The 24,925-nt window shown below is 59.8% G+C and carries 20 protein-coding genes; 16 read left to right on the forward strand and 4 right to left on the reverse strand.

Annotation, left to right across the window (positions count from 1 at the left end; all coding sequences use genetic code 11):
• Positions 1-235: 235 nt before the first annotated feature.
• From ACW9JE_RS08855 to ACW9JE_RS08895, 9 genes are all read left to right on the forward strand, one after another.
• Positions 236-952: an SIMPL domain-containing protein gene (locus ACW9JE_RS08855; RefSeq protein ID WP_457432533.1), complete on the forward strand. Its 717-nt coding sequence runs from the start codon at positions 236-238 to the stop codon at positions 950-952.
• Between the two features lie 468 nt (positions 953-1,420).
• The gene (locus tag ACW9JE_RS08860; protein WP_457432534.1) at positions 1,421-3,046 is read left to right on the forward strand and encodes an ABC transporter substrate-binding protein; all 1,626 of its coding nucleotides are present in this window, start codon (positions 1,421-1,423) and stop codon (positions 3,044-3,046) included.
• A 307-nt stretch (positions 3,047-3,353) separates the two neighbouring features.
• Positions 3,354-4,955 (forward strand): ABC transporter substrate-binding protein, encoded by a 1,602-nt coding sequence (locus ACW9JE_RS08865; RefSeq protein ID WP_457432535.1) that lies wholly within the window; start codon positions 3,354-3,356, stop codon positions 4,953-4,955.
• Positions 4,956-5,129: 174 nt separating this feature from the next.
• Positions 5,130-6,563, forward strand: coding sequence for an OprD family porin (locus ACW9JE_RS08870; RefSeq protein WP_457432536.1), 1,434 nt, complete (start codon positions 5,130-5,132; stop codon positions 6,561-6,563).
• A gap of 78 nt (positions 6,564-6,641) precedes the next feature.
• Positions 6,642-8,237, forward strand: a complete 1,596-nt coding sequence (locus tag ACW9JE_RS08875) for an ABC transporter substrate-binding protein (protein WP_224536303.1) — start codon at positions 6,642-6,644, stop codon at positions 8,235-8,237.
• A 73-nt stretch (positions 8,238-8,310) separates the two neighbouring features.
• Complete coding sequence (locus tag ACW9JE_RS08880; RefSeq protein WP_224536301.1) at positions 8,311-9,321, forward strand: ABC transporter permease subunit; 1,011 nt, start codon at positions 8,311-8,313, stop codon at positions 9,319-9,321.
• Positions 9,322-9,332: 11 nt separating this feature from the next.
• On the forward strand, positions 9,333-10,262 hold the full coding sequence (locus tag ACW9JE_RS08885) for an ABC transporter permease subunit (protein ID WP_224536300.1): 930 nt from the start codon (positions 9,333-9,335) through the stop codon (positions 10,260-10,262).
• A 10-nt stretch (positions 10,263-10,272) separates the two neighbouring features.
• Positions 10,273-11,241 (forward strand): ABC transporter ATP-binding protein, encoded by a 969-nt coding sequence (locus ACW9JE_RS08890; protein ID WP_224536298.1) that lies wholly within the window; start codon positions 10,273-10,275, stop codon positions 11,239-11,241.
• Positions 11,241-12,209 carry a peptide ABC transporter ATP-binding protein gene (locus ACW9JE_RS08895; protein ID WP_224536296.1) on the forward strand — a complete coding sequence of 323 codons (969 nt, stop codon included), beginning with the start codon at positions 11,241-11,243 and terminating at the stop codon, positions 12,207-12,209. The genes ACW9JE_RS08890 and ACW9JE_RS08895 overlap by 1 nt, the downstream gene beginning before the upstream one ends.
• A 192-nt stretch (positions 12,210-12,401) precedes the next feature.
• Here ACW9JE_RS08895 and ACW9JE_RS08900 read toward each other — a convergent pair whose 3' ends face one another.
• Positions 12,402-12,659: a hypothetical protein gene (locus ACW9JE_RS08900; RefSeq protein ID WP_457432537.1), complete on the reverse strand. Its 258-nt coding sequence runs from the start codon at positions 12,657-12,659 to the stop codon at positions 12,402-12,404.
• Positions 12,660-13,223: 564 nt separating this feature from the next.
• Entirely contained in the window at positions 13,224-14,807 is a 1,584-nt protein-coding gene (locus tag ACW9JE_RS08905; RefSeq protein WP_224536293.1) for a peptide chain release factor 3, read from the reverse strand.
• A gap of 315 nt (positions 14,808-15,122) precedes the next feature.
• Between ACW9JE_RS08905 and ACW9JE_RS08910 the strand changes: the two genes are divergently transcribed.
• From ACW9JE_RS08910 to ACW9JE_RS08930, 5 genes are all read left to right on the forward strand, one after another.
• Positions 15,123-15,839, forward strand: a complete 717-nt coding sequence (locus tag ACW9JE_RS08910; protein ID WP_457432538.1) for an ABC transporter permease — start codon at positions 15,123-15,125, stop codon at positions 15,837-15,839.
• Positions 15,840-15,859: 20 nt separating this feature from the next.
• The gene (locus tag ACW9JE_RS08915; protein ID WP_457432539.1) at positions 15,860-16,753 is read left to right on the forward strand and encodes a glycine betaine ABC transporter substrate-binding protein; all 894 of its coding nucleotides are present in this window, start codon (positions 15,860-15,862) and stop codon (positions 16,751-16,753) included.
• A gap of 12 nt (positions 16,754-16,765) precedes the next feature.
• Positions 16,766-17,419: an ABC transporter permease gene (locus ACW9JE_RS08920; protein ID WP_224536287.1), complete on the forward strand. Its 654-nt coding sequence runs from the start codon at positions 16,766-16,768 to the stop codon at positions 17,417-17,419.
• Positions 17,416-18,573 carry an osmoprotectant ABC transporter ATP-binding protein OsmV gene (locus ACW9JE_RS08925; protein ID WP_224536285.1) on the forward strand — a complete coding sequence of 386 codons (1,158 nt, stop codon included), beginning with the start codon at positions 17,416-17,418 and terminating at the stop codon, positions 18,571-18,573. The genes ACW9JE_RS08920 and ACW9JE_RS08925 overlap by 4 nt, the downstream gene beginning before the upstream one ends.
• A 644-nt stretch (positions 18,574-19,217) precedes the next feature.
• The gene (locus ACW9JE_RS08930; RefSeq protein ID WP_457432540.1) at positions 19,218-20,381 is read left to right on the forward strand and encodes a type III PLP-dependent enzyme; all 1,164 of its coding nucleotides are present in this window, start codon (positions 19,218-19,220) and stop codon (positions 20,379-20,381) included.
• A 166-nt stretch (positions 20,382-20,547) separates the two neighbouring features.
• On the opposite strand, the gene ACW9JE_RS08935 is transcribed toward ACW9JE_RS08930, so the two are convergent.
• Complete coding sequence (locus ACW9JE_RS08935; protein WP_457432541.1) at positions 20,548-21,303, reverse strand: tetratricopeptide repeat protein; 756 nt, start codon at positions 21,301-21,303, stop codon at positions 20,548-20,550.
• 10 nt (positions 21,304-21,313) lie between these two features.
• Entirely contained in the window at positions 21,314-21,994 is a 681-nt protein-coding gene (locus ACW9JE_RS08940; protein ID WP_457432542.1) for a Fe2+-dependent dioxygenase, read from the reverse strand.
• Positions 21,995-22,201: 207 nt separating this feature from the next.
• Between ACW9JE_RS08940 and ACW9JE_RS08945 the strand changes: the two genes are divergently transcribed.
• Both ACW9JE_RS08945 and ACW9JE_RS08950 read left to right on the forward strand, forming a co-directional pair.
• Positions 22,202-24,526 carry a TonB-dependent receptor gene (locus tag ACW9JE_RS08945; protein WP_457432543.1) on the forward strand — a complete coding sequence of 775 codons (2,325 nt, stop codon included), beginning with the start codon at positions 22,202-22,204 and terminating at the stop codon, positions 24,524-24,526.
• Positions 24,527-24,718: 192 nt separating this feature from the next.
• On the forward strand, positions 24,719-24,922 hold the full coding sequence (locus ACW9JE_RS08950) for a hypothetical protein (RefSeq protein WP_457432544.1): 204 nt from the start codon (positions 24,719-24,721) through the stop codon (positions 24,920-24,922).
• Positions 24,923-24,925: the final 3 nt, after the last annotated feature.

Below are 24,925 nucleotides of genomic sequence, written 5' to 3' on the forward strand. Positions count from 1 at the left end.
GGGTGCCGCCCAACTCACTGGGGGAGCGAGCACGCTCGCGATGTTCTTAAACGATGATGTGGGCTTCCTGACACCCCTCGGTGAATGGGAGCCCATCGCGAGCGTGCTCGCTCCTACAGGGGGCATATACACATGTATAGAAGTTGTAACTGTGCGAACCGGATCAATAAAGCTAGAGTCTGATGGTTTCACGCAGGCACGGACTATTTCCTGCGTATCATCTTTAGGAGCCTTCATGCACACATTCCGCCGCAGCGCCGCCCTTCTCGCCCTGAGCCTTGGCACCGTCGCCAGCCTCCCGGCCCTGGCCGCCGACGAACTTCATTACAATCAGATTTCCCTGCGCGCCGAAGTCAGCCAGGAAGTGGCTCGCGACCTGATGATCGTGACCCTCTACACCGAAGAGCAGAACACGGACCCGGCCAAACTTGCCGCAGACATCAGCACCACCATGAACAAGGCGCTGGCCCAGGCAAAACAGGTCAAGGACATCACCCTGCGCCAAGGCAGCCGCAACAGCTACCCGATCTACGATGCCAAGGGCCAGAAGATCACCGGCTGGCGTGAGCGCGCCGAACTGCGCATGGAAAGCACCGACTTCGCCGCCCTGTCGAAACTCACCGGCGAACTGCTCACCGACCTGAAAATGGGCGGCATGGACTTCGCCATCGCCACGCCAACCCGCAAGGCCAGCGAGGACACCCTGCTCAAGGAAGCCGTGACCGCGTTCAAGGCCCGCGCCCAACTGGCCACCGACGCCCTGGGCGGCAAGGGCTACAAGATCGTCAACCTGAACTTCAACAGCAACGGCTTCCCGCAACCGTACATGCGCGCACCGATGATGATGAAGGCCGCCAGCATGGATGCGGCCCCGGTAACACCGGAAGTCGAAGCCGGCACCAGCCAGGTCTCGATGACAGCTGACGGCTCGATCGAAGTGCTGATGCCTTGATCCGCTAACCCGCTGGCAAAAAAAGGCGATCACCCAAGGTGATCGCCTTTTTTTCTGCAGACTGCGTCTATGCTCAATCTCGGGACGGGCAGTTCAACCCCAAAAAACGACATTAGTTGCACTTGGTACAACCAAGCGGGAAAGACCGGAATTGGTGCAACGATAACCACTCCGATTCAGCCCCACAGGACCGGGTTTAGATAGGTAACACCCACGCCCCGCCCACGGGCAACCCAATGCTTTTTCGCACCAAAAACGTGCACTGAAAGCACCGCAAAAACGCCTCGCAAACGGTCAAATGCGTCAAAAATTACACATATGCGACATTAAGGTACGTCCGTGCCACCGTTTAAGGCTTATAAACGCTCTGCGTCTTGCATTGGGTATGGCCCCTGCATAAGTATCCGCAGGCACGACTCACGAGGTCGTCCTCAAAATCAAAAAATGACAACAAATCATGAGGCCACCATGCTTAAACAAGCGGTCATTCCGTTTCTATTAGGTGCCAGCCTGTTGGCTAGTGCACCGTTCGCTCAAGCCGCGACTAACCTGGTGTTCTGCTCCGAAGGGAGCCCGGCCGGTTTCGATCCAGGTCAATACACCACCGGAACCGACTTCGACGCCTCTGCAGAAACCATGTTCAACCGCCTGACTCAGTTCGAGCGTGGCGGCACCGCCGTTATTCCTGGCCTGGCAACCAGCTGGGACGTCTCCTCCGACGGCCTGACCTACACCTTCCACCTGCGTGACGGTGTCAAGTTCCACACCACCCCGTATTTCAAGCCGACTCGTGAGTTCAACGCCGACGACGTGCTGTTCACCTTCAATCGCATGATTAACAAGGATGACCCGTTCCGTAAGGCGTACCCGACCGAATTCCCGTACTTCACCGACATGGGGATGGACACCAACATCACCAATATCGAGAAAGTCGACGACAAGACTGTCAAATTCACGCTCAAAGACGTCGATGCCGCGTTCATTCAGAACATGGCAATGAGCTTCGCCTCGATCCAGTCCGCCGAGTACGCAGCGCAGCTGCTCAAGGACGGCAAGGCTGCGGACATCAACCAGAAGCCGGTCGGCACTGGCCCGTTCGTGTTCAAGAGCTACCAGAAAGACTCCAACATCCGCTACACCGGGAACAAGGACTACTGGAAGCCTGATGACGTCAAGATCGACAACCTGATCTTCGCTATCACCACCGACCCGTCGGTTCGTATTCAGAAGCTGAAGAAAAACGAGTGCCAGGTCACCCTGTTTCCTCGACCAGCCGACCTGAAAGCGCTGCGCGAAGACAAAGCCCTGAAGCTGCCTGACCAGGCCGGTTTCAACCTGGGTTACATCGCCTACAACGTGATGCCGCAGGTCAAGGGTCAGACTGTTCCGAACCCGCTGGCCGAACTGAAAGTGCGTCAGGCGCTGGACATGGCGGTCAACAAGCAGCAGATCATCGACTCCGTGTACCAGGGCGCCGGCCAACTGGCTGTCAACGCCATGCCGCCGACCCAGTGGTCTTACGACACCACGATCAAGGATGCCAAGTACGATCCTGAGAAAGCCAAGGAGCTGCTCAAGGAAGCCGGCGTTAAAGAAGGCACCGAAATCACTCTGTGGGCGATGCCGGTACAGCGTCCTTACAACCCGAACGCCAAGCTGATGGCAGAAATGCTGCAGTCCGACTGGTCCAAGATCGGCCTGAAGGTCAAGATCCAGAGCTACGAGTGGGGCGAGTACATCAAGCGTTCCAAGGGTGGCGAGAACCAGGCGATGCTGATTGGCTGGAGCGGTGACAATGGGGACCCCGATAACTGGCTGAACGTGCTGTTCGGCTGCGACTCGCTGGAAGGCAACAACTTCTCCAAGTGGTGCTACAAGCCGTTTGACGACATCGTCAAACAAGCCAAGCGCACTTCGGATCAGGCCAAGCGCACCGAACTGTACAAGCAGGCGCAACACATCCTGAAAGATCAGACTCCAATGACACCTATCGCTCACTCGACGGTGTTCCAACCCATGCGCGCCGAAGTGCAGGACTTCAAGATCAGCCCATTTGGCTTGAACTCCTTCTACGGCGTCGGCATCAGCAAGTAAGGTATTGCAACGGCGACGTTTCTGACGTCGCCGTTGCTTTTATCTACCGAGAAAGCAGGAAACCGCCTACATCCTAATCGTCTGTTGCCTACAGCAGCGAGCTAGGACGCGTCGTCTTTTCCCACACGTCTTTCGGACTATTCGTATTTACTGCCGGGCTCACGGTTCTTACCGTCGAGACCCGACCAGCTCATGCGTGGGTCATCGGTCACTACTGCTGTACGTCAATGGCTTGAAACCAGTGAGGCCTGCACGTTCCCGGACGGGACGAAGGCTCATTGTCAAAAACTGAACAAGAGGGAGCGTCATGCGCCATACCTTGGTTTTATCCGCATTGCTGGGCACCGGCCTGTTGGCCGCCACCTCCATGAGCCAGGCCGCCAACAACAGCCTGGTGTTCTGCTCCGAAGGCAGTCCCGCCGGTTTCGATACCGCGCAGTACACGACCGCGACCGATAACGACGCCGCCGAGCCGCTGTACAACCGTCTGGCAGAGTTCGAAAAGGGCGCGACCAACGTAGTACCTGGTCTGGCGACCAGTTGGGATATTTCCGAGGACGGCCTGCAGTACACCTTCCACCTGCGTCCAGGAGTGAAGTTTCATACCACCAAGTACTTCACCCCGACCCGCGATTTCAATGCCGATGACGTGCTCTTCACGTTCAATCGCATGCTCGATCCGCAGCAACCTTTCCGTAAGGCCTACCCGACTGAATTCCCGTATTTCAACGGCATGAGCCTGAACAAGAACATCGCCAAGGTCGAAAAGACCGGGCCGCTGACCGTGGTCATGACGCTCAACACCGTCGACGCCGCGTTCATCCAGAATATCGCCATGAGTTTCGCCGCCATTCTCTCCGCCGAGTACGCCGACAAGCTGCTGGCCGAGGGCAAGCCGAGCGATATCAACCAGAAGCCGATCGGCACCGGGCCGTTCGTGTTCAAGAGTTATCAAAAAGACTCGAACATCCGTTACACCGGCAACAAGCAATACTGGGACCCGAGCCGCGTGAAGCTCGACAACCTGATTTTCGCCATCAACACCGACGCCTCGGTACGTGTGCAAAAGCTCAAGGCCGATGAGTGCCAGATCACCCTGCACCCGCGCCCCGCCGACGTGCCTGCGCTGAAGAACGACACGGCCCTGCAACTGATCGAGAAACCCGGCTTCAACCTCGGCTACATCGCCTACAACGTGCGCCACAAGCCGTTCGACCAGCTCGAAGTGCGCCAGGCGCTGGACATGGCGGTGAACAAGCAAGGCATCCTCAACGCCGTTTACCAGGGCGCCGGCCAGCTGGCGGTCAACGCCATGCCGCCGACTCAGTGGTCCTATGACGACACCATCAAGGACGCCGCCTACAACCCGGAAAAAGCCAAGGAACTGCTCAAGGCCGCCGGCGTCAAGGAAGGCACCGAAATCACCCTGTGGGCCATGCCCGTGCAGCGTCCGTACAACCCCAACGCCAAGCTGATGGCTGAAATGCTCCAGGCGGACTGGGCCAAGATCGGTCTGAAGGTAAAGATCGTCAGCTACGAATGGGGCGAGTACATCAAGCGCACCAAGAACGGCGAGCACGACATCAGCCTGATCGGCTGGACCGGTGACAACGGTGACCCGGACAACTGGCTCGGCACGCTCTATAGCTGCGATGCCATCGGTGGCAACAACTACTCCATGTGGTGCGATCCGGCTTATGACAAGCTGATCAAGCAGGCCAAGGTCGTGACTGACCGCGAGCAGCGCACCGAGCTCTACAAACAGGCGCAGCAGTACCTCAAGCAGCAGGTACCGATCACGCCGGTCGCCCACTCAACGGTTAACCAGCCGTTGAGCGCCAAAGTCGAAGGGTTCAAGGTCAGCCCGTTCGGCCGCAACGTTTTCTCGGGTGTCAGCATCGAAAAATAACCAAACCGTGTAGCCAAACGCTGGGGGCGCAATGCGCCCTCACGCAAGCGTGTTGCCGTAATTCGCCTATTCGGCGCAGAGCAAACGTTTGCAAAGCGCAAATGAGTTCCAAAGCAAATAGCCGGATCACCCAATAAGACCGGCATTAAAAAAAGAAAGTAAGGAGCTTCACCCATGAAACTGAGCAGCACTGCGATACTGGCCCTGGCCATCAGCAGCGTGACCGCAACGGCTTACGCTGAAACCCAAAGCCAGGCGTTTACGCCGGTAACTGTTAACGAGAAAAGTGCCCAGGCGGAAGCGACTGGCTTCCTCGAAGGCCAGTCGATCAGCGGCACTACCCGTAACTGGTACGCCAACGAACAGCTGAAGCGCGGCGGCACGTTTTCCTACAAGAAAGACGGTGTATCGACCCCGACTGATCGTCGTATCAACTGGGTTCAGGGCACCATCGTCAAGTACAACTCGGGCTTTACCGAAGGCACCGTCGGTTTCAGCACCGAAGTGGCGGCCTACAACGCCATCGCCCTGGATCAGGACCGCAAGGACCTGGCGTCCAACAACGGTGGCGCGCCAGGCACTCGTCCAGGCGCTGGCAACAACCGTACCCTGACCAAGGAAGGCGGCGACGCTGTCGGCCAGTGGAGCAAGCTGGGCCTGGCCAACGTCAAGGCTCGCATCTCCAACACCACGCTGACCGCCGGTCGCATGAACTTCAGCAGCCCGATGGTCGACGTCATCGGTAACCGTGCGCTGCCTTCGAGCTTCGAGGGTGTGGCGATCCACAGCGAAGAGCTGAACAACCTGCAATTCGACCTGGCCACCTTCGACCGCAACTCACCGCGTACCGAAGAAAGCCAGCGTAAATTCCGCACCGAATACGCCAACGGCATCGTCGAGACCGATCACGTCTACACCGGCGGTATCACCTACACGCCGTTCGCCAGCCTGACCACCAGCCTCTGGGCCACCCAGGCTGAAGATATCTGGAACCAGTACTACTTCGGCGCCACTCACGTACTGGGCGACAGCCAGGTACTGAGCCTGACCACCGGCCTGAACTACTACAAAACCCAGGACGAAGGTAAGAAGCTGATCGGCGACATCGACAACGACACCTACTCCCTGTCGCTCGGTCTGACCCATCAGGCTCACAGCCTGACCTTCTCGTATCAGGAAGTGAACGGTAACGAGTACTTCGACTACCTGCACGAAACCAACGGTATCTACCTGGCCAACTCCCTGCTGTCGGACTTCAACGGTCCGAACGAGAAGTCCTTCCAGATCGCCTATGGCCTGAACATGGCCGAATACGGCGTCCCGGGCCTGAAGTTCAACATCTATCAGGCTCGCGGCTGGGGCATCGACGGTACTCACTACACCGGCAACGGTGGCGTGGCCGGCAAAGGTTACGACGGCATTCAGTCGATGGATGGCGAAACCCACTACGAATACGGCATCGGTACTTCGTACGCCGTGCAGAGCGGTCCGCTCAAGGCCACCACTATTCGCGCGACCTACACCGCTCACCGCGCCAGCGACAACCAGGCTGATGGCAGCATCAACGAGTTCCGTCTCGTGACCACCATCCCGTTCAACATCCTGTAATGCACCGGCCGAACGGCTGATTCCACGAGGAATCGGCCGTTCGGCTTTTGTCCTTTAACCGATTGCAGAGGGTTCTTGATGAAAATGCTTCCCCTACGTGCGGCCATCGCGGCCGCCTTGCTGAGTGTCGCGGTTGGCGTATCGGCCAAGCCGCTGGTGGTTTGCACCGAGGCCAGCCCCGAAGGCTTCGACATGGTCCAGTACACCACTGCAGTCACAGCCGACGCGGTGGCCGAGACCATCTTCAATCGCCTGGCGGACTTCAAGCCCGGCACCACCGATGTGATTCCGGCGCTGGCCGATTCCTGGGACATCAGCGATGACGGTCTGAGCTACACCTTCCACCTGCGTAAAGGCGTCAAGTTTCACACCACCGAATACTTCAAGCCGACCCGCGACATGAATGCCGACGACGTGGTCTGGAGCTTCCAGCGCCAGCTGGACCCGAACCATCCATGGCACAAACTCTCGAGCGTGGGCTTCCCGTACTTTGAAAGCATGGGCTTCAAGGAACTGCTCAAAAGCGTCGAGAAAGTCGACGACAACACGGTCAAATTCACCCTGACCCGTCAGGAAGCGCCGTTCCTGGCAGACATCGCCATGGCGTTCTCCTCGATCTACTCCGCCGAGTACGCCGACCAGTTGCTCAAGGCCAACAAGACCGGCGATCTGAACAGCAAGCCGATCGGCACCGGTCCATTTGTCTTCCAGCGCTACAACAAGGATGCCCAGGTTCGCTTCAAGGCCAACCCGGACTACTTCCGCGGCCAGCCACCGGCCGACTCGCTGATCCTGGCCATCGCCACCGACAACAACGTGCGCCTGCAGAAGCTCAAGGCCAACGAATGCCAGATCGCGCTGTATCCCAAGCCCGATGACATTCCGAGCATCAAGAAAGATCCAAAGCTGAAGGTCGACGAACTGAACGCGATGACCGTTTCGTACATCGCTATGAACACCACGCACAAGTACATGAGCGACGTGCGGGTGCGCAAAGCCATCGACATCGCCTTCGACAAGGAAGCCTATGTCAACGCGCTGTTCGGCAAGGGCAACGCCACCGTCGGCGTCAACCCGTACCCGGACACCCTGCTGGGCTATAACACCGCCCTGAAAAACCCGGCCCGCGACCTGGACAAGGCACGCGCCCTGCTCAAGGAAGCCGGCGTTCCGGAAGGCACCACTTTCACTCTGTTCACCCGCAATGGCGGCGGCCCGACCAACCCCAATCCGATGCTCGGCGCGCAGATGATGCAGGCGGACCTGGCCAAGGTCGGGATCAAGATCGACATCCGCGTGATGGAATGGGGCGAAATGCTCAAGCGCGCGAAAAACGGCGAGCACGACATGGTTTCCGCCGGATGGGCGGGCGATAACGGCGACCCGGATAACTTCCTTACGCCTATGCTCAGTTGCGAAGCGGCCAAGAACGGCGAAAACTATGCACGCTGGTGCAACGACAAATTCCAGGCCCTGATCGATCAGGCCCGGGAAAAGACCGACCCGGCCGAGCGTGCAGCACTGTACGAACAGGCTCAGGTTATTTTTAATCAGGACCAGCCATGGATCAGCATGGCGCACACTAGAATGTTCACCGCAATGCGCAACAACGTAGAGGGCTATCACATTAGCCCTCTCACCACGAATAACTTCGCCACCACCCAGGTGAAGTAAATAAGAAAACTCCCGGCACGCCTGACCCAGGCCTGCCGGGCACGCCTAACCGGCTGATGAGGTACAACCCACGATGTTTAGTTTTATTGCCCGCCGACTGGGGTTACTGATCCCCACGTTCTTCGGCATTACGTTGCTGACTTTCGCGTTGATTCGCATGATCCCGGGCGATCCGGTGGAAGTCATGATGGGAGAACGTCGGGTCGATCCCGAAATGCACGCTCAGGCAATGGAACGCCTTGGTCTGAATAAACCGCTGTATGCCCAGTATCTGGACTACGTCGGCAAACTGGCCCACGGCGATCTGGGTGAATCCCTGCGTACCCGTGAAAGCGTGTGGACCGAGTTCACTTCCCTCTTCCCCGCGACCCTGGAACTGTCCATGGCCGCTCTGCTGTTCGCCGGCATCTTGGGCCTGCTGGCCGGGGTGATCGCGGCACTCAAGCGAGGATCACTGTTCGACCACGGGGTGATGGGCATCTCCCTGGCGGGCTATTCGATGCCGATCTTCTGGTGGGGCCTGATCCTGATCATGTTCTTCTCGGTGTCCCTGGGCTGGACCCCGGTATCCGGGCGGATCGACCTTCTGTATGACATCGAGCCGCGCACCGGCTTCATGCTGATCGACACGCTGCTGGCTGACGAGCCAGGCGCGTTCGCCGACGCCCTGCACCACCTGATCCTGCCGGCCATCGTGCTGGGCACCATTCCGCTGGCGGTGATCGCGCGGATGACCCGTTCGTCGATGCTCGAAGTGCTGCGCGAGGACTACATCCGTACCGCCAAGGCCAAGGGCCTGTCGCCGGCGCGCGTGGTATTCGTCCACGGCCTGCGTAACGCACTGATTCCGGTATTGACCGTGGTCGGCCTGCAAGTCGGCACTCTGCTGGCCGGTGCGGTCCTGACCGAAACCATCTTCTCCTGGCCGGGCATCGGCAAATGGCTGATCGAAGCCATCGGCGCCCGTGACTATCCAGTCGTACAAAACGGCATCCTGTTAATCGCTTGCCTGGTGATCCTGGTCAACTTCGTAGTGGACATCCTCTACGGCTTTGCCAACCCACGCATCCGTCATCAGCGCTGAGGTCAATATTCATGAGCACTCCAACTACTTCCTCAGTAGCCACCGCCGCACCTGCCGCGGATCAAAGCCTGCTGTATCCGTCACCGTACAAGGAATTCTGGCAAGCCTTCGCCAAGAACAAGGGCGCCGTCGCCGGCCTGCTGTTCATGCTGCTGGTGATTTTCTGCGCCATCTTCGCCCCATGGGTTGCCCCCCATGACCCGAGCGAGCAGTACCGCGACTTCCTGCTGACCCCGCCAGCCTGGCTGGAAGGCGGGCAGATTCAGTTCCTGCTGGGTACCGATGAACTGGGTCGTGATTTGCTGTCGCGTCTGATCCAGGGCTCGCGCCTGTCGCTGCTTATCGGTTTGTCGTCGGTAGTGATGTCGCTGATCCCGGGGATCCTGCTGGGTCTGTTCGCCGGTTTCTTCCCGAAAATGATCGGCCCGACCATCATGCGTCTGATGGACATCATGCTGGCCCTGCCCTCTCTGCTGCTGGCCGTGGCGATTGTCGCCATCCTCGGCCCAGGCCTGATCAACACCGTGATCGCCATCGCCGTGGTGTCCTTGCCGTCCTACGTACGTCTGACCCGCGCCGCGGTGATGGGCGAGCTGAACCGCGACTACGTGACCGCAGCGCGCCTGGCCGGTGCCGGCCTGCCGCGCCTGATGTTCGTGACCGTGCTGCCCAACTGCATGGCGCCACTGATCGTTCAGGCCACCTTGAGCTTCTCCTCGGCGATTCTCGATGCCGCCGCCCTGGGCTTCCTCGGCCTTGGCGTACAACCGCCAACCCCTGAGTGGGGCACCATGCTGGCCTCGGCCCGCGACTACATCGAACGCGCCTGGTGGGTAGTGAGTCTGCCTGGTTTGACCATTTTGCTCAGCGTGCTGGCAATCAACTTGATGGGTGACGGCCTGCGCGACGCGCTGGACCCGAAACTCAAGAACGCCGCCTGAGGAGATTCCAATGTCATTGCTAGAAATCAAGAATCTCAACGTTCGCTTCGGCGACAAGAACGCCACGCCAGTCGTCGACGGTCTCGACCTGAAAGTGGACAAGGGCGAAGTCCTGGCCATCGTTGGCGAGTCCGGTTCCGGCAAGTCCGTGACCATGATGGCGCTGATGGGCCTGATCGAGCACCCGGGGATCGTCACTGCCGATTCCCTGAGCTTCGACGGCCAGAACATGCTCAAGCTCAGCAACCGTCAGCGTCGTCAGATCGTCGGCAAGGACCTGGCCATGGTGTTCCAGGACCCGATGACCGCGCTGAACCCGAGCTACACCGTCGGTTTCCAGATCGAAGAAGTGCTGCGCCTGCACCTGAAACTGTCCGGCAAGGCCGCGCGCAAGCGTGCCATCGAACTGCTGGAAAAAGTTGAAATCCCGGGCGCCGCCAGCCGTATGGACGCCTACCCGCATCAACTGTCCGGCGGTATGAGCCAGCGTGTCGCGATCGCCATGGCGATTGCCGGTGAACCGAAACTGCTGATCGCCGACGAACCGACCACTGCACTGGACGTAACCATTCAGGCGCAGATCATGGAACTGCTGCTGGCGTTGCAGAAAGAACAGAACATGGGCCTGGTGCTGATCACCCACGACCTCGCGGTCGTGGCCGAAACCGCCCAGCGCGTGTGCGTGATGTATGCGGGCCAGGCCGTGGAAGTCGGCCAGGTGCCGCAACTGTTCGACATCCCGGCGCATCCGTACAGCGAAGCGCTGCTCAAGGCGATTCCGGAGCACAGCCTGGGCGCCTCGCGCCTGTCGACCCTGCCGGGCATCGTGCCGGGTCGTTACGACCGTCCACAGGGCTGCCTGCTGTCGCCGCGCTGCCCGTACGTGCAGGACAACTGCCGCGCGCAGCGTCCAGCCCTTGACCCGAAAAGCAACAGCCTCGCCCGCTGCTTCTACCCGCTGAACCAGGAGGTGGCGTAATGGCCGTCGTACTTACCGCCCGCGACCTCACCCGTCACTACGAAGTGTCCCGTGGCCTGTTCAAGGGCCACGCCACCGTGCGCGCCCTCAACGGCGTGTCGTTCGAGCTCGAAGCCGGCAAGACCTTGGCGGTCGTGGGCGAATCGGGCTGCGGCAAATCCACCCTGGCCCGTGCTCTGACCCTGATCGAAGAACCGTCCTCGGGCTCCCTGAAAATCGCCGGCCAGGAAGTGGCCGGCGCCGACAAGGCCCAGCGCAAGCAACTGCGCAAAGACGTGCAGATGGTGTTCCAGAGCCCGTATGCGTCCTTGAATCCGCGGCAGAAGATCGGTGATCAACTGGCCGAGCCACTGCTGATCAACACCAGCCTGAGCGCTGCGGAACGTCGCGAGAAAGTTCAGGCGATGATGAAGCAGGTGGGTCTGCGTCCGGAGCATTACCAGCGTTATCCGCACATGTTCTCCGGCGGTCAGCGCCAGCGGATCGCCCTGGCTCGCGCGATGATGCTGCAACCCAAAGTGCTGGTGGCGGACGAACCGACCTCGGCGCTGGACGTGTCGATCCAGGCGCAGGTGCTGAACCTGTTCATGGACATGCAGCAGGAGTTCAACACCGGTTACGTGTTCATCTCCCACAACCTGGCCGTGGTGCAACACGTGGCTGACGATGTGATGGTGATGTACCTCGGTCGCCCGGTGGAAATCGGTCCGAAAGAGGACATCTACGCCCGTCCGCTGCACCCGTACACCCAGGCCTTGCTCTCGGCGACGCCGACCATCCACCCGGATCCGTCCAAGCCGAAAATCAAGATCGTGGGCGAACTGCCCAACCCGCTGAACCCGCCACCGGGCTGCGCGTTCCACAAACGCTGCCCGTATGCGACCGAGCGTTGCAGCGCTGAAGTGCCGGAACTGCGCCTGCTCGACAACCGCCAGGTGGCGTGCCACCACGCGGAGCAGTTCCTTTAAGCAAGACCTGAAAAAACTGTGGGAGCGAGCCTGCTCGCGATGGCGTCGGATCAGTCAACACTGATATCGACTGATACACCGCTATCGCGAGCAGGCTCGCTCCCACAGGGATTCAAATGTTTGACTGATAAACCCCTTCCACTTCCATTGCGCATCAATCGCGGCAGAAGGGGTTTTTCTTTTGCCTGCTATCTACGTCTGGCTATCGCCTTCATCCGGATCATCGGAATCCGGCTCATCGGTGGTCGAGTCATCATCACCCGCGCTGCCACCCTGCCCCTTGTCCCCCGCCTCGGAATCGGACGCGGCAATCATCATCCCCGCCTGCCCCACCGACCCGCTCGATGCCTGCGTCTCGTGATCCTCACATTCCGCCCACGCCATCGACGTCCCGAAAGACAGCATCACCAGCACCTTCAACATCAACAAAACCCGAAACAATCTGTTCATCACCGATTCCCTCCTACCAAGGCATGCCAGTCCGGCGCTGAATAAAATCTAGTTCCGAACAGCGCGGTTCTCCAGATAGGACGCTACTGGCCCAGCAGAAATGCCCTGCTTGCAGAGATTGCTTTCGAATAACGATTATTCCAATTTAGACGCAACCATCTGTAGGAGCCGAGCTTGCTCGCGATGGTGGTCAACGATGACGCTGGGTGCTTGATGCCCCGCGGTGTTCTTTGGTTCATCGCGAGCATGCTCGCTCCTACAGAGTTTTGTGTCGTTCACAGATTTTGTGGCCGGCAAAGGAACCTGTGGGAGCGGGCTTGCCCGCGAAGGCGGTGGCACATCCAACATCCATTCAACTGACATTCCGCATCCGCAGGGCAATGCGATCACCTGTAGGAGCGAGCATGCTCGCGATGGTCGTCAACGATAACGCTGGGGGCCTGATGCCCCGCAGTTTTCTTGCGTTCATCGCGAGCAAGCTCGCTCCTACAGAGGGTTGGGGTCAGCCAACAAAAAGCCCCGGTGCTTTCGCTACCGGGGCTTTGGGGTGTTTCAAGGCGAAGCTTAGTGATGCTCACGCGTTGCGCGGAACTTCACGTCTGGCCAGCGTTCTTCCATCAGGGCCAGGTTGACGCGGGTCGGGGCCAGGTAGGTCAGGTGACCGCCGCCGTCGACAGCGAGGTTTTCCACAGCCTTGTTGGAGAATTCCTCGAGCTTCTTCTTGTCGCTGCAATCGACCCAGCGTGCGGAGTACACGGTGATCGGCTCGTAGGAGCACTCGACCTTGTATTCCTCTTTCAGGCGGCTGGCCACCACATCGAACTGCAGCACACCGACGGCGCCGAGGATGATGTCGTTGCTGCGCTCGGGGAAGAACACCTGGGTTGCGCCCTCTTCCGCCAACTGCTGCAAACCCTGACGCAGCTGCTTGGATTTCAGCGGATCGCGCAGACGCACACGACGGAACAGTTCCGGGGCGAAGTGCGGAATGCCGGTGAAGCCCAGGGTTTCGCCTTCGCTGAAGGTGTCGCCGATCTGGATGGTGCCGTGGTTGTGCAGACCGATGATGTCGCCGGCGTAGGCCTCTTCCAGCTGCTCACGCTCGGAAGAGAAGAACGTCAGGGCGTCGCCGATGCGCACGTCCTTGCCGGTCCGCACGTGGCGCATCTTCATGCCTTTTTCGTACTTGCCGGAGCAGATACGCATGAAGGCGATGCGGTCGCGGTGCTTGGGGTCCATGTTCGCCTGGATCTTGAAGATGAAGCCCGAGAACTTCTCTTCCACCGGCTCCACGGTGCGCTCGTTGGCCACCCGTGCCAACGGACGCGGCGCCCAGTCGACCACGGCGTCGAGTACATGATCGACACCGAAGTTGCCCAGCGCGGTACCGAAGAACACCGGGGTCATCTGGCCGTCGAGGAATTCCTGCTGGTTGAACTCATGACAGGCGCCCTGAACCAGTTCCAACTGCTCGAGGAAGCGCTCGTACTCATCGCCCAGATGCGCGCGCGCCTCGTCGGAGTCGAGCTTCTCGATGATCTTGGTCTCGGTGCGCTCGTGACCATGACCCGGGGTGTAAACAATGATGTAGTCGCCAGCCAGGTGATACACGCCCTTGAAGTCGCGATAGCAACCGATCGGCCAGGTGATCGGCGCAGCCTTGATCTTGAGGACCGCTTCGATTTCGTCGAGCAGTTCGATCGGGTCACGAATATCACGGTCGAGTTTGTTGATGAAGCTGACGATCGGCGTGTCACGCAGACGGCAGACGTCCATCAGGGCGATGGTCCGTGGCTCTACACCCTTACCGCCGTCGAGCACCATCAACGCCGAGTCCACCGCGGTCAGGGTGCGGTAGGTGTCTTCGGAGAAGTCTTCGTGGCCCGGGGTGTCGAGCAGGTTGATCATGTGCTCGCGATACGGGAACTGCATGACCGACGTGGTAATCGAGATGCCCCGCTGCTTTTCCATTTCCATCCAGTCGGAGGTGGCATGGCGGTCGGACTTACGGGACTTCACCGTACCGGCTACCGCAATCGCCTTGCCCATCAGCAAAAGCTTCTCGGTGATGGTGGTTTTACCGGCGTCGGGGTGGGAAATGATGGCAAAAGTGCGGCGCTTCGCGACTTCGGCGGCCTGTCTGGTCATGGGAAATCGCCTGGCGGTGATCAAAAAAGGGCAGCGAGTATAGCGCAAAGCGGCCTCCACGAACCACCGTTCGCCCGGGGTCAATCGCGATCAGGGGTGGCCAAACGCTTACAAATATGGAACCTTTTAAAAGGTGAAGACGTCCACTCCCCTGTTACGACCACTCGTCAGGGAAGCTGCAACATCCGCAATTCAGCCTGACGAGGCTGTGCTCATGGCTCATTGAGCCGCTTCTCGCGAACGCCCTGCCCGGCAGCCAATGACGGCCTGCCACACGGGACTGCGTTCGCCGACAAAGAAAAAAGGAGTCCGCCTGTGGCTATCCACTATGGCAAAGGGCTGATAGGAGGCGCGTTGGTGATCGCCCTTCTGGCCCTGCTGATCCACTGGATCGGCGTCGATACGATCGAACATTACCGCGACGATTTGCTGTTTTACCTGCAAGCTCATCTGCTGCTTGTCCTCGCGTCCATGCTGGCCGCTCTTGTCGTGGGCCTCCCCGCCGGCATCCTGCTCAGCCGTCCGGGCATGATCGGCCGCGCCGAACGCTTCATGCAGTTCTTCAACATCGGCAACACCGTGCCCCCTCTCGCCGTCCTCGCCATCGCCCTCGGCATACTCGGCATCGGCAGCGGCCCGGCGATCTTCGCCCTGTTCCTCGCCTCGTTATTACCCATCGTGCGCAATACCTACGAAGGCCTGAAGAACGTTCCGGCCTCGCTCAAGGAAGCTGCCACCGGCATCGGCATGACCCCACGCCAGGTGCTGTGGAAAGTCGAATTGCCCAACGCCGTGCCGATCATCGTCGGCGGTGTGCGGGTGGCGCTGGCAATCAACGTCGGTACCGCACCGCTGGCGTTCCTGATCGGCGCCAACAGCCTGGGCAGCCTCATATTCCCCGGCATTGCCTTGAACAATCAGCCGCAACTGCTGCTCGGCGCGGCCTGCACCGCGTTGCTGGCTTTGCTGCTCGACGGCCTGGTGACAATCGCCAGTCGACTTTGGCTCGAACGCGGTCTGCGCCCGTCTTAAGCCTGAGCAAAGGAATAGTCATGAAAAAAATATGCTTGATTCTAGGCGGCATCCTGCTGCTCGCAGGAATTGCCCAAGCGGCTGAAAAACCCCCGATCCGCATCGGCGCCCGGGTGTTCACCGAACAAACCCTGCTGGCGGAAATCACCTCGCAATACCTGCGCGCCAAGGGTTACGACGTGCAGGTGACCGGCGGCCTCGGCAGCAACCTCGCCCGCAGTGCCCACGAAAGCGGCCAGCTGGACATGCTCTGGGAATACACCGGGGTGTCGCTGGTGGCCTACAACCACGTCACCGAAAAACTCGACAGCGAACAGTCCTACGCCCGGGTGAAAGAACTCGATGCGAAAAAAGGCCTGGTCTGGCTGACCCCGTCGAAATTCAGCAACACCTATGCCCTTGCCCTGCCGAAAAACGTCGCTGACGAGTATCCGCAGATCAACACCATCAGCGACTTGAACAAGGTGCTGCGCGAGCAAGACAAGGCCAGCAACCTGGTGGCGCTGGACACCGAATTCGCCAACCGCTCCGACGGTCTCGACGGCATGGTGCAGCTGTACGACATGAACCTGTCGCGCAAGAACATCCGCCAGATGGACGCAGGCCTGGTTTACACCGCACTACGCAACGGCCAGGTGTTCGCAGGACTGGTCTACACCACCGACGGCCGGCTCAACGCCTTCAAGCTCAAATTGCTGGAAGACGACAAGCACTACTTCCCCGACTACACCGCAGCGCCGGTTGTCCGCCAGGCCACCCTCGACGCGCACCCGCAACTGGCCGCACAGCTCAAGCCGCTGGCTGAGCTGTTCGACGACAACACCATGCGCGAGCTGAACGCGCGGGTCGATGTCGACCACCAGAGTCCTTCCACCGTGGCCGCGGATTTCCTGCGCCAGCACCCCATCAATTAAGGAGGAAAAGTCATGGAATTCTTTAACGCCTTTTCCCACCTCGACTGGTCGCAAGTCCTGCACCTGACGTGGCAACACATCACTCTGGTGGGTATTGCCGTGACCCTGGCGATTACCGTCGGTGTGCCGCTGGGCATCCTGATGACACGCTTCCCGAGCCTCGCTGGTCCCTTGCAAGCCAGCGCCACAGTGCTGCTGACCGTGCCGTCGATTGCCCTGTTCGGCCTGCTGCTGCCGTTCTACTCCAAGTTCGGCCAGGGCCTGGGACCGATGCCGGCCATCACCGCGGTCTTCCTTTATTCATTGCTGCCGATCATGCGCAACACCTACCTGGCCCTGACCAACGTCGAGCCGGGCATCCGTGAAGCCGCGCGCGGCATCGGCATGACCTTCGGCCAGCGCCTGCGCATGGTCGAGCTGCCGATAGCGGTGCCGGTGATCCTCGCCGGCGTACGTACCGCCGTGGTGATGAACATCGGCGTGATGACCATCGCCGCCACCATCGGCGCCGGCGGTCTTGGTGTACTCATCCTCGCTTCCATCAGCCGCAGCGACATGTCGATGCTGATCGTCGGCGCCGTACTGGTCAGTGTGCTGGCGATCTTCGCCGACCTGATCCTGCAACTGCTGCAACGCTCGTTGACCCCAAAAGGACTCCTGAAATGATCGAACTTCAAAACCTCAGCAAGACCTTCCAGAGCAACGGCAAAGACGTGAAAGCCGTGGACTCGGTGAGCCTGACCGTCAATGAAGGCGAGATCTGCGTGTTCCTCGGGCCATCGGGTTGCGGCAAAAGCACCACGCTGAAGATGATCAATCGCCTGATCAAGCCGACTTCGGGCAAGATCCTGATCAACGGCGAAGACACCACCGATCTGGACGAGGTGACGCTGCGGCGCAACATCGGTTACGTGATTCAGCAGATCGGCCTGTTCCCGAACATGACCATCGAGGAAAACATCGTGGTCGTGCCCAAGCTGCTCGGTTGGGATAAACAGAAATGCCACGACCGTGCTCGCGAACTGATGAGCATGATCAAGCTGGAGCCCAAGCAGTACCTGCATCGCTATCCGCGCGAACTCTCCGGCGGCCAGCAACAGCGCATCGGCGTGATCCGCGCGCTGGCGGCCGAGGCGCCTCTGCTATTGATGGACGAACCCTTCGGTGCGGTCGACCCGATCAACCGCGAGATGATCCAGAACGAGTTCTTCGAGATGCAGCGGGCTCTGAACAAGACCGTGATCATGGTCAGCCACGACATCGACGAGGCGATCAAGCTGGGCGACAAGATCGCGATCTTCCGCGCCGGCAAGCTGCTGCAGATCGATCATCCGGACACCCTGCTGGCCCATCCCGTGGACGACTTCGTCAGCAACTTCGTCGGCCAGGACAGCACCCTCAAGCGCCTGCTGTTGGTGAAGGCCGAAGACGCGGCGGACAACGCACCGTCCGTCAGCCCGGAAACCCCGGTGGCCGAGGCGCTGGAGTTGATGGACGAGCATGACCGTCGTTACGTCGTTGTCACTGATGGCGAGAACAAAGCGCTGGGTTATGTAAGACGTCGCGACCTGCACCGTCAGACCGGCACCTGTGGACAATACCTGCGCGAGTTCAACGCCACTGCGGCGTATGACGAGCATCTGCGCATTCTGTTGTCGCGGATGTACGAGTTCAACCGGGCCTGGTTGCCGGTGATGGACGCCGAGCGGGTGTTTCTTGGGGAAGTGACGCAGGAGTCGATTGCCGAGTATCTGAGCTCGGGCAAATCCCGTGGAGGCAAGACCAGTATCGTTTCGCCTGCGGAAGCTGTGGCCGTCTGACCACACAACTTCAATTGTGGGAGCGAGCCTGCTCGCGATTGCCATTCAGCCGTCAATAACTCTGTCGGCTATGAAATTGCTATCGCGAGCAGGCTCGCTCCCACAGGTTTATGTGCAGTTTTTCCGACTTTCATCTGCCGGAAAGAAATATCAACACCTGCTCCCATCCATCGCCCTGAAAAACAGCCCTCGCTTCAATCAAACCGCACCCGAAACAACCTTCTCGCCGCTAACGTCGCCGATATGGCCTCCATCACACTTACCTGCGATCAAGCTCACAACGGCGTCGAACGTGCAGGTATTTTTAACACTTCAAAAATACCGGGGAACATCTGCCCGTCATCTCTGTCCGCTACAAAGAGTGATGTCAGCCACGCACGTCAGAAGAGTGCAAAAACGCGACATTTTTTGTTGATCTCAGGCCCCTCACGCCCTAAAGTTCGCGCCGAACGTCCATGCTGGAAACGATCCATCCGGCTCAAGTACTGACGACGAGACAGCAAGGCCAAGGGATAGCGACACATCCCATGGCCTTTTTGCTTTCGGCGACATGCCTTGGGAAGTAGGCGAACCAAAGTGGGGATACGGAGGACGTTCATTTGCACCCATTGATTTTTCGAGTTTGCCAATAGGAGCTCCCAAGTATGTCGATCCAGGTCGAAGACTATTTCGCGCGCGAAACCTTTCAGAAAATGAAGGCGTTCGCCGACAAGCAAGAAACCCCGTTCGTAGTGATCGACACCGCGATGATCGCCCAGGCCTACGATGACCTGCGCGCAGGTTTCGAATTCGCCAAGGTCTACTACGCGGTCAAGGCCAACCCGGCCGTCGAGATCATCGACCTGCTCAAAGAGAAAGGCTCGAGCTTCGACATCGCCTCTATCTATGAGCTGGACAAAGTGCTGGATCGCGGTGTCAGCGCCGATCGCATCAGCTACGGCAACACCATCAAGAAATCCAAGGACATTCGCTACTTCTACGAGAAGGGCGTGCGTCTGTTCTCCACCGACTCCGAAGCCGACCTGCGCAACATCGCCAAGGCCGCACCGGGTTCGAAAGTCTACGTGCGTATCCTGACCGAAGGCTCGACCACCGCCGACTGGCCGCTGTCGCGCAAATTCGGCTGCCAGACCGACATGGCCATGGACCTGCTGATCCTGGCCCGCGACCTGGGCCTGGTGCCTTACGGCATCTCGTTCCACGTCGGCTCGCAACAGCGCGACATCAGCGTCTGGGACGCCGCGATCGCCAAGGTCAAAGTGATCTTCGAACGCCTGAAAGAAGAAGACGGCATCGAGCTGAAACTGATCAACATGGGCGGCGGCTTCCCGGCCAACTACATCACCCGCACCAACAGCCTGGAAACTTACGCTGAGGAAATCATCCGCTTCCTGAAGGAAGACTTCGGTGACGACCTGCCGGAAATCATCCTGGAACCAGGTCGTTCGCTGATCGCCAACGCCGGCATCCTGGTGAGCGAAGTGGTACTGGTCGCCCGTAAATCCCGCACCGCCGTCGAGCGCTGGATCTACACCGACGTGGGCAAGTTCTCCGGCCTGATCGAAACCATGGACGAAGCCATCAAGTTCCCGATCTGGACCGAGAAGAAAGGCGAGACCGAGGAAGTCGTGATCGCCGGCCCGACCTGCGACAGCGCCGACATCATGTACGAAAACTACAAGTACGGCCTGCCCCTGAACCTGGCCATCGGCGACCGCCTGTACTGGCTGTCCACCGGCGCTTACACCACCAGCTACAGCGCAGTTGAATTCAACGGCTTCCCGCCGCTGAAATCCTTCTACGTGTAAGGCTTGCCGCAAATGAAAAGCCCATGACATGTCATGGGCTTTTTTATGCCTCCAAGAACAACACGTTCCCCTGTAGGAGCGAATTCATTCGCGATGGACTCCAGAACACCGCGGGGCGTCAGGCGTCACGCGTTATCGTTGACGACCATCGCGAATGAATTCGCTCCTACAGGGGTTCGAGTTCTGCCTGGCGGCGGGCGTAGTCTTGCGCCAATGTGCGAATGCGGGGGGCGGTGGCACTGGCCAATGCTGGTGCCGCGACTCTCAGGAAATTCAGGTTTCCTCCCGCCAGCGCCTTGTGCAGCCAGACCAGCGCTTCGTCGACATTGCCTTCGCCCGCAAGCACCGCGGCGTAGCTGAACTGCCCGCGAAAATCACCGCCTACCGCAGACCGCCGGTACCAGTTGCGAGCCGCCAGGGGATCCGCCGGGCACACCCGCCCTTCTTCCAGATAACGCCCCAACAGGTTCATCGATTTCGCATGACCCAACTCGGCTGCCTGTTGATAAAAACCCAAAGCCTGCAGCTGATCCTCGACCACACCACGCCCGGTCGCCAGCAGGTTGGCGAGGTTGTACATCGCCCAGTCCAGGCCGCCTTGCGCCGCGACCCGGTAATGCCGCGCGGCCACTGAAGCATCCGCCTCACACCCCCAGCCATGCTCATGGCAACGGCCGAGCATGTTGCGCGCCATCAGGTGTCCCTGGCGGGCGGCGATGTCGAACCAGCGCAGCGCCAGCGGTTGATCCTGTGCGATGCCCTGCCCGTCCAGCAGGATTTGCCCCAGCAGCGCCTGGGCCTCGAGCACCTCTTCGCGAGCGGCGACAAGGATCGCCTGAGCTGCGCGGGCCGGGCTTTCGTCGAGCATGGCCTTGAGGCGTTCGCCGTCGAGCGCCTCTTCGCGGCGCAATTGGTAACTCATATCTCACCCCTCATACATCAACCCAACGGCGCAGCAGGTTGTGATAGGTGCCGGTCAGGCGGACCAGCGAGGGGTGGTCCGGTACGTCCTGGGTCAGTTGGCGGATCGCCCCGTCCATTTCAAACAGCAGCGCACGCTGGCTGTCTTCGCGTACGAGGCTCTGAGTCCAGAAGAACGAGGCATATCGGGCGCCGCGAGTCACCGCATTGACCTTGTGCAGGCTGGTGCCGGGGTACAGCACCATGTCGCCCGCGGGCAGTTTCACCCGCTGGGTGCCGTAGGTGTCCTGAATCTCCAGTTCGCCGCCGTCGTAGTCCTCGGGCTCGCTGAAGAATAGAGTGGCCGACAGATCGGTCCGCACTCGCTCGACGCTGCCCTGGGGCTGGCGCACGGCGTTGTCGATGTGGAAGTCGAAGCTGCCACCCGCCGTGTAACAGTTCACTAACGGAGGAAAGACTTTGTGGGGCAGCGCGGCTGACATGAACTGTGGATTTTTCCACAGGCGATCAAGCATCGCCGCGCCAATCTCCTTGGCCAGTGGATGACCTTCCGGCAACTGCAAATTGTGCTTGGCCTTGGCCGACTGGTAGCCGGCGGTGATCTTGCCGTCGGCCCAATCGGCCTGTTCCAGAGCCTCGCGAATGCGCTGCACTTCTTCTTTGTCGAACACGCTGGGAATGTGCAGCAGCATGGAAAGGACGCCTGAAAACCAAAGGGCGCCAATGGTATTGATTCTTATTGCCTGTGTAAAACCCGGCAGACGAATGAAACTGTAAAAACCGTAAGGATAAATTGTAAAGAATGTAAATTATCTGCGAATAGTAACGTTTCGCAATTGATACAAATACGCGTCTCCCCTATATTCCGCGGCCTCAAATCCTTGGGGAAGGGGAATCACATGTCACGGCAATACCCACCACTACCGGTCAGTTCACCACGTCTGCTCGCCTCCGCCATTGGCGTGGCGATCACTGCCGGTTCTGCGGGCCACATGGTCTTCGCTGCTGAACAAACCGACCAGAAAGCACCGCGCAGCACCCTGTCGCTGGGCGCTACCGCGATCACCGGCGAAGCCCAGGACGAGACCTCCTACAACGTCGAGAAAGCCTCTTCGCCCAAGTACACCGCGCCGCTGGTCGACACTCCGCGTTCGATCACCGTCATCCCGCAACAGGTTCTGAAAGACACCGGCGCCCTGAACATGCAGGACGCGCTGCGCACCGTTCCGGGCATCACCTTCGGTGCCGGTGAAGGTGGCAACCCGCAGGGCGACCGGCCGTTCATTCGCGGCTTCGATGCCCAAGGCGACACCTACCTGGACGGCGTGCGCGACACCGGTTCCCAGAGCCGTGAAATCTTCGCCGTAGAATCGATCGAAGTCAGCAAGGGCCCGAACTCCGCCATCGGCGGTCGTGGCGCAGCGGGCGGCAGCATCAACCTGGTGAGCAAGAAAGCGCACCTGGGCAACTCTTTCGACGGTGGTTTCACCTGGGGTTCGGACCAGACCCAGCGTTACACCCTGGACGGCAACTATCAGTTCTCCGACACCGCCGCCGGCCGTCTGAACCTGATGAGCCACGAAAGCAACGTCGCCGGCCGCCAGAGCGTCGATTACGACCGTTGGGGCATCGCGCCTTCCCTGGCCTTCGGCCTGGGCACCGACACCCGCGTCAACCTCGACTACTACCATCTGGAAAGCAATGACACGCCGGATTCGGGCATCCCTTACTCGATCCCGACCGCAGGTTCGGCTGCCCGTACCAAGTCCAACCCGGACAAACCGCAGGACGGCGGCGACAGCAGCAACTTCTATGGCTTGACCGACCGCGATTTCCGCAAGGGTCGTACCGACACCGCGACCATCGCCATCGAGCACGACCTGACCGACGCACTGACCGTCAAGAACACCCTTCGTCACGGCTCCAGCATGCAGGACTACATCCTGACCCAGCCGGACGACAGCAAGGGCAACGTCAACAACGGCAGCGTCTGGCGCCGGGCCAACACCCGCGTGAGCAACACCGAGACCACCACCAACCAGACCGACCTGTTTGGTGATGTGTACATCGCAGGCTTCAAGAACAGCTTCGCCACCGGTATCGAGTTGAGCCGCGAGGAAAGCGAAAAGTCCTCGTACAACGTCAACACCGACACCACGCCGGGCACCGCAGCCGCCACCACCAACTGCTCGCCTGCGCTGATCGGCGCGCCAAGCGGCTACAACTGCACCTCGCTGTCCAACCCGATCCCGAGCGATCCATGGAACGGCGCGATTTCGCGCAACTACGCCGGCACCGACACCAAGGCCAACACTTACGCGCTGTATGTGTTCGACACCCTGGAGCTGTCCGAGCAGTGGCTGGTGAACATGGGTCTGCGTTACGACCACTTCGACACCGAATACAAGACTTACACCGCCGCCGGCGCCACCACCGCCAAGGGCGATGACGTCAGCGAGTTCGTGACCGGTCAGTTCGGCGTGGTCTACAAGCCGGCGGAAAACGGCAGCATCTATGTGTCCTACGCCACTTCCGCCACGCCACCGGGCGCGACCCTCGGCGAAGGCCAGGAAGGCAACCCGCTGGGCGGCACGCCGGATCGCAGCGGCAATCTGCTGAGCAGCGACATGGAGCCGGAAACCACCAAGAACTACGAGATCGGTACCAAGTGGGACCTGTTGAATGATCGTCTGTCGCTGACCGCCGACATCTTCCGCACCGAGAAAGAAAACGCTCGCGTGCAGACCAACACCACCACCTACGAAAACGTCGGCAAGACCCGCGTTCAAGGTTTCGAACTGTCGGCCACCGGCAAGCTCACCGACAAATGGCAAGTGTTCGCCGGCTACGCCTACATGGACAGCGAGCAGGTTGACGGCGGTGATCTGCCGGCCAACCGGGCGAACAATGGCAACGAGTTGCCGAACACGCCGAAGAACAGCGCCAGCCTGTGGACGACCTATCAGGTCACGCCGAAGCTGACCATCGGCGGTGGTGCGTTCTACGTCGACGACGTCTTCGGCAGCGTGGCCAACACCACCATGGTCGACTCCTACGTCCGTTACGACGCGATGGCGGCCTACAAGCTGACCAAAAACATCGACCTGCAACTGAACGTGCAGAACCTGACCGACGAAACCTACTACGACAAAGCCTTCTCGACCCACTTCGCCAACCAGGCGGCGGGCCGTACGGCGCTGTTGAGCACCAACTTCCACTTCTAATACAGAAGCGGCGCAATACCTGTAGCACCCCGCGATCCCTGTGGGAGCGAGCCTGCTCGCGATGGTCGTCAACGATGACGCTGACAGCCTGACACCCAGCGGTGTCAGCACCTCCATCGCGAGCAAGCTCGGCTCCTACAGGTACGGAGTTGCGATGGTGTTGGTGCCCCGCAATCCCTGTGGGAGCGTGGCTTGCCCGCGATGGTCGTCAACGATGACGTTGGCAGCCTGACACCCAGCGGTGTCACGACCTCCATCGCGAGCAAGCTCGCTTCTGCAAGGGATCCGGCTGAGGCCCCGTTCATTCAGGTGAACGGGGCTTTCGTGTGTAAAAAAGAATGTTTCTCGACAACCCGCGGCAGCATAATGCGCGCCGTGATGATTATCTTCGAATGAACA

The organism is Pseudomonas sp. SDO55104_S430 (assembly GCF_054070595.1).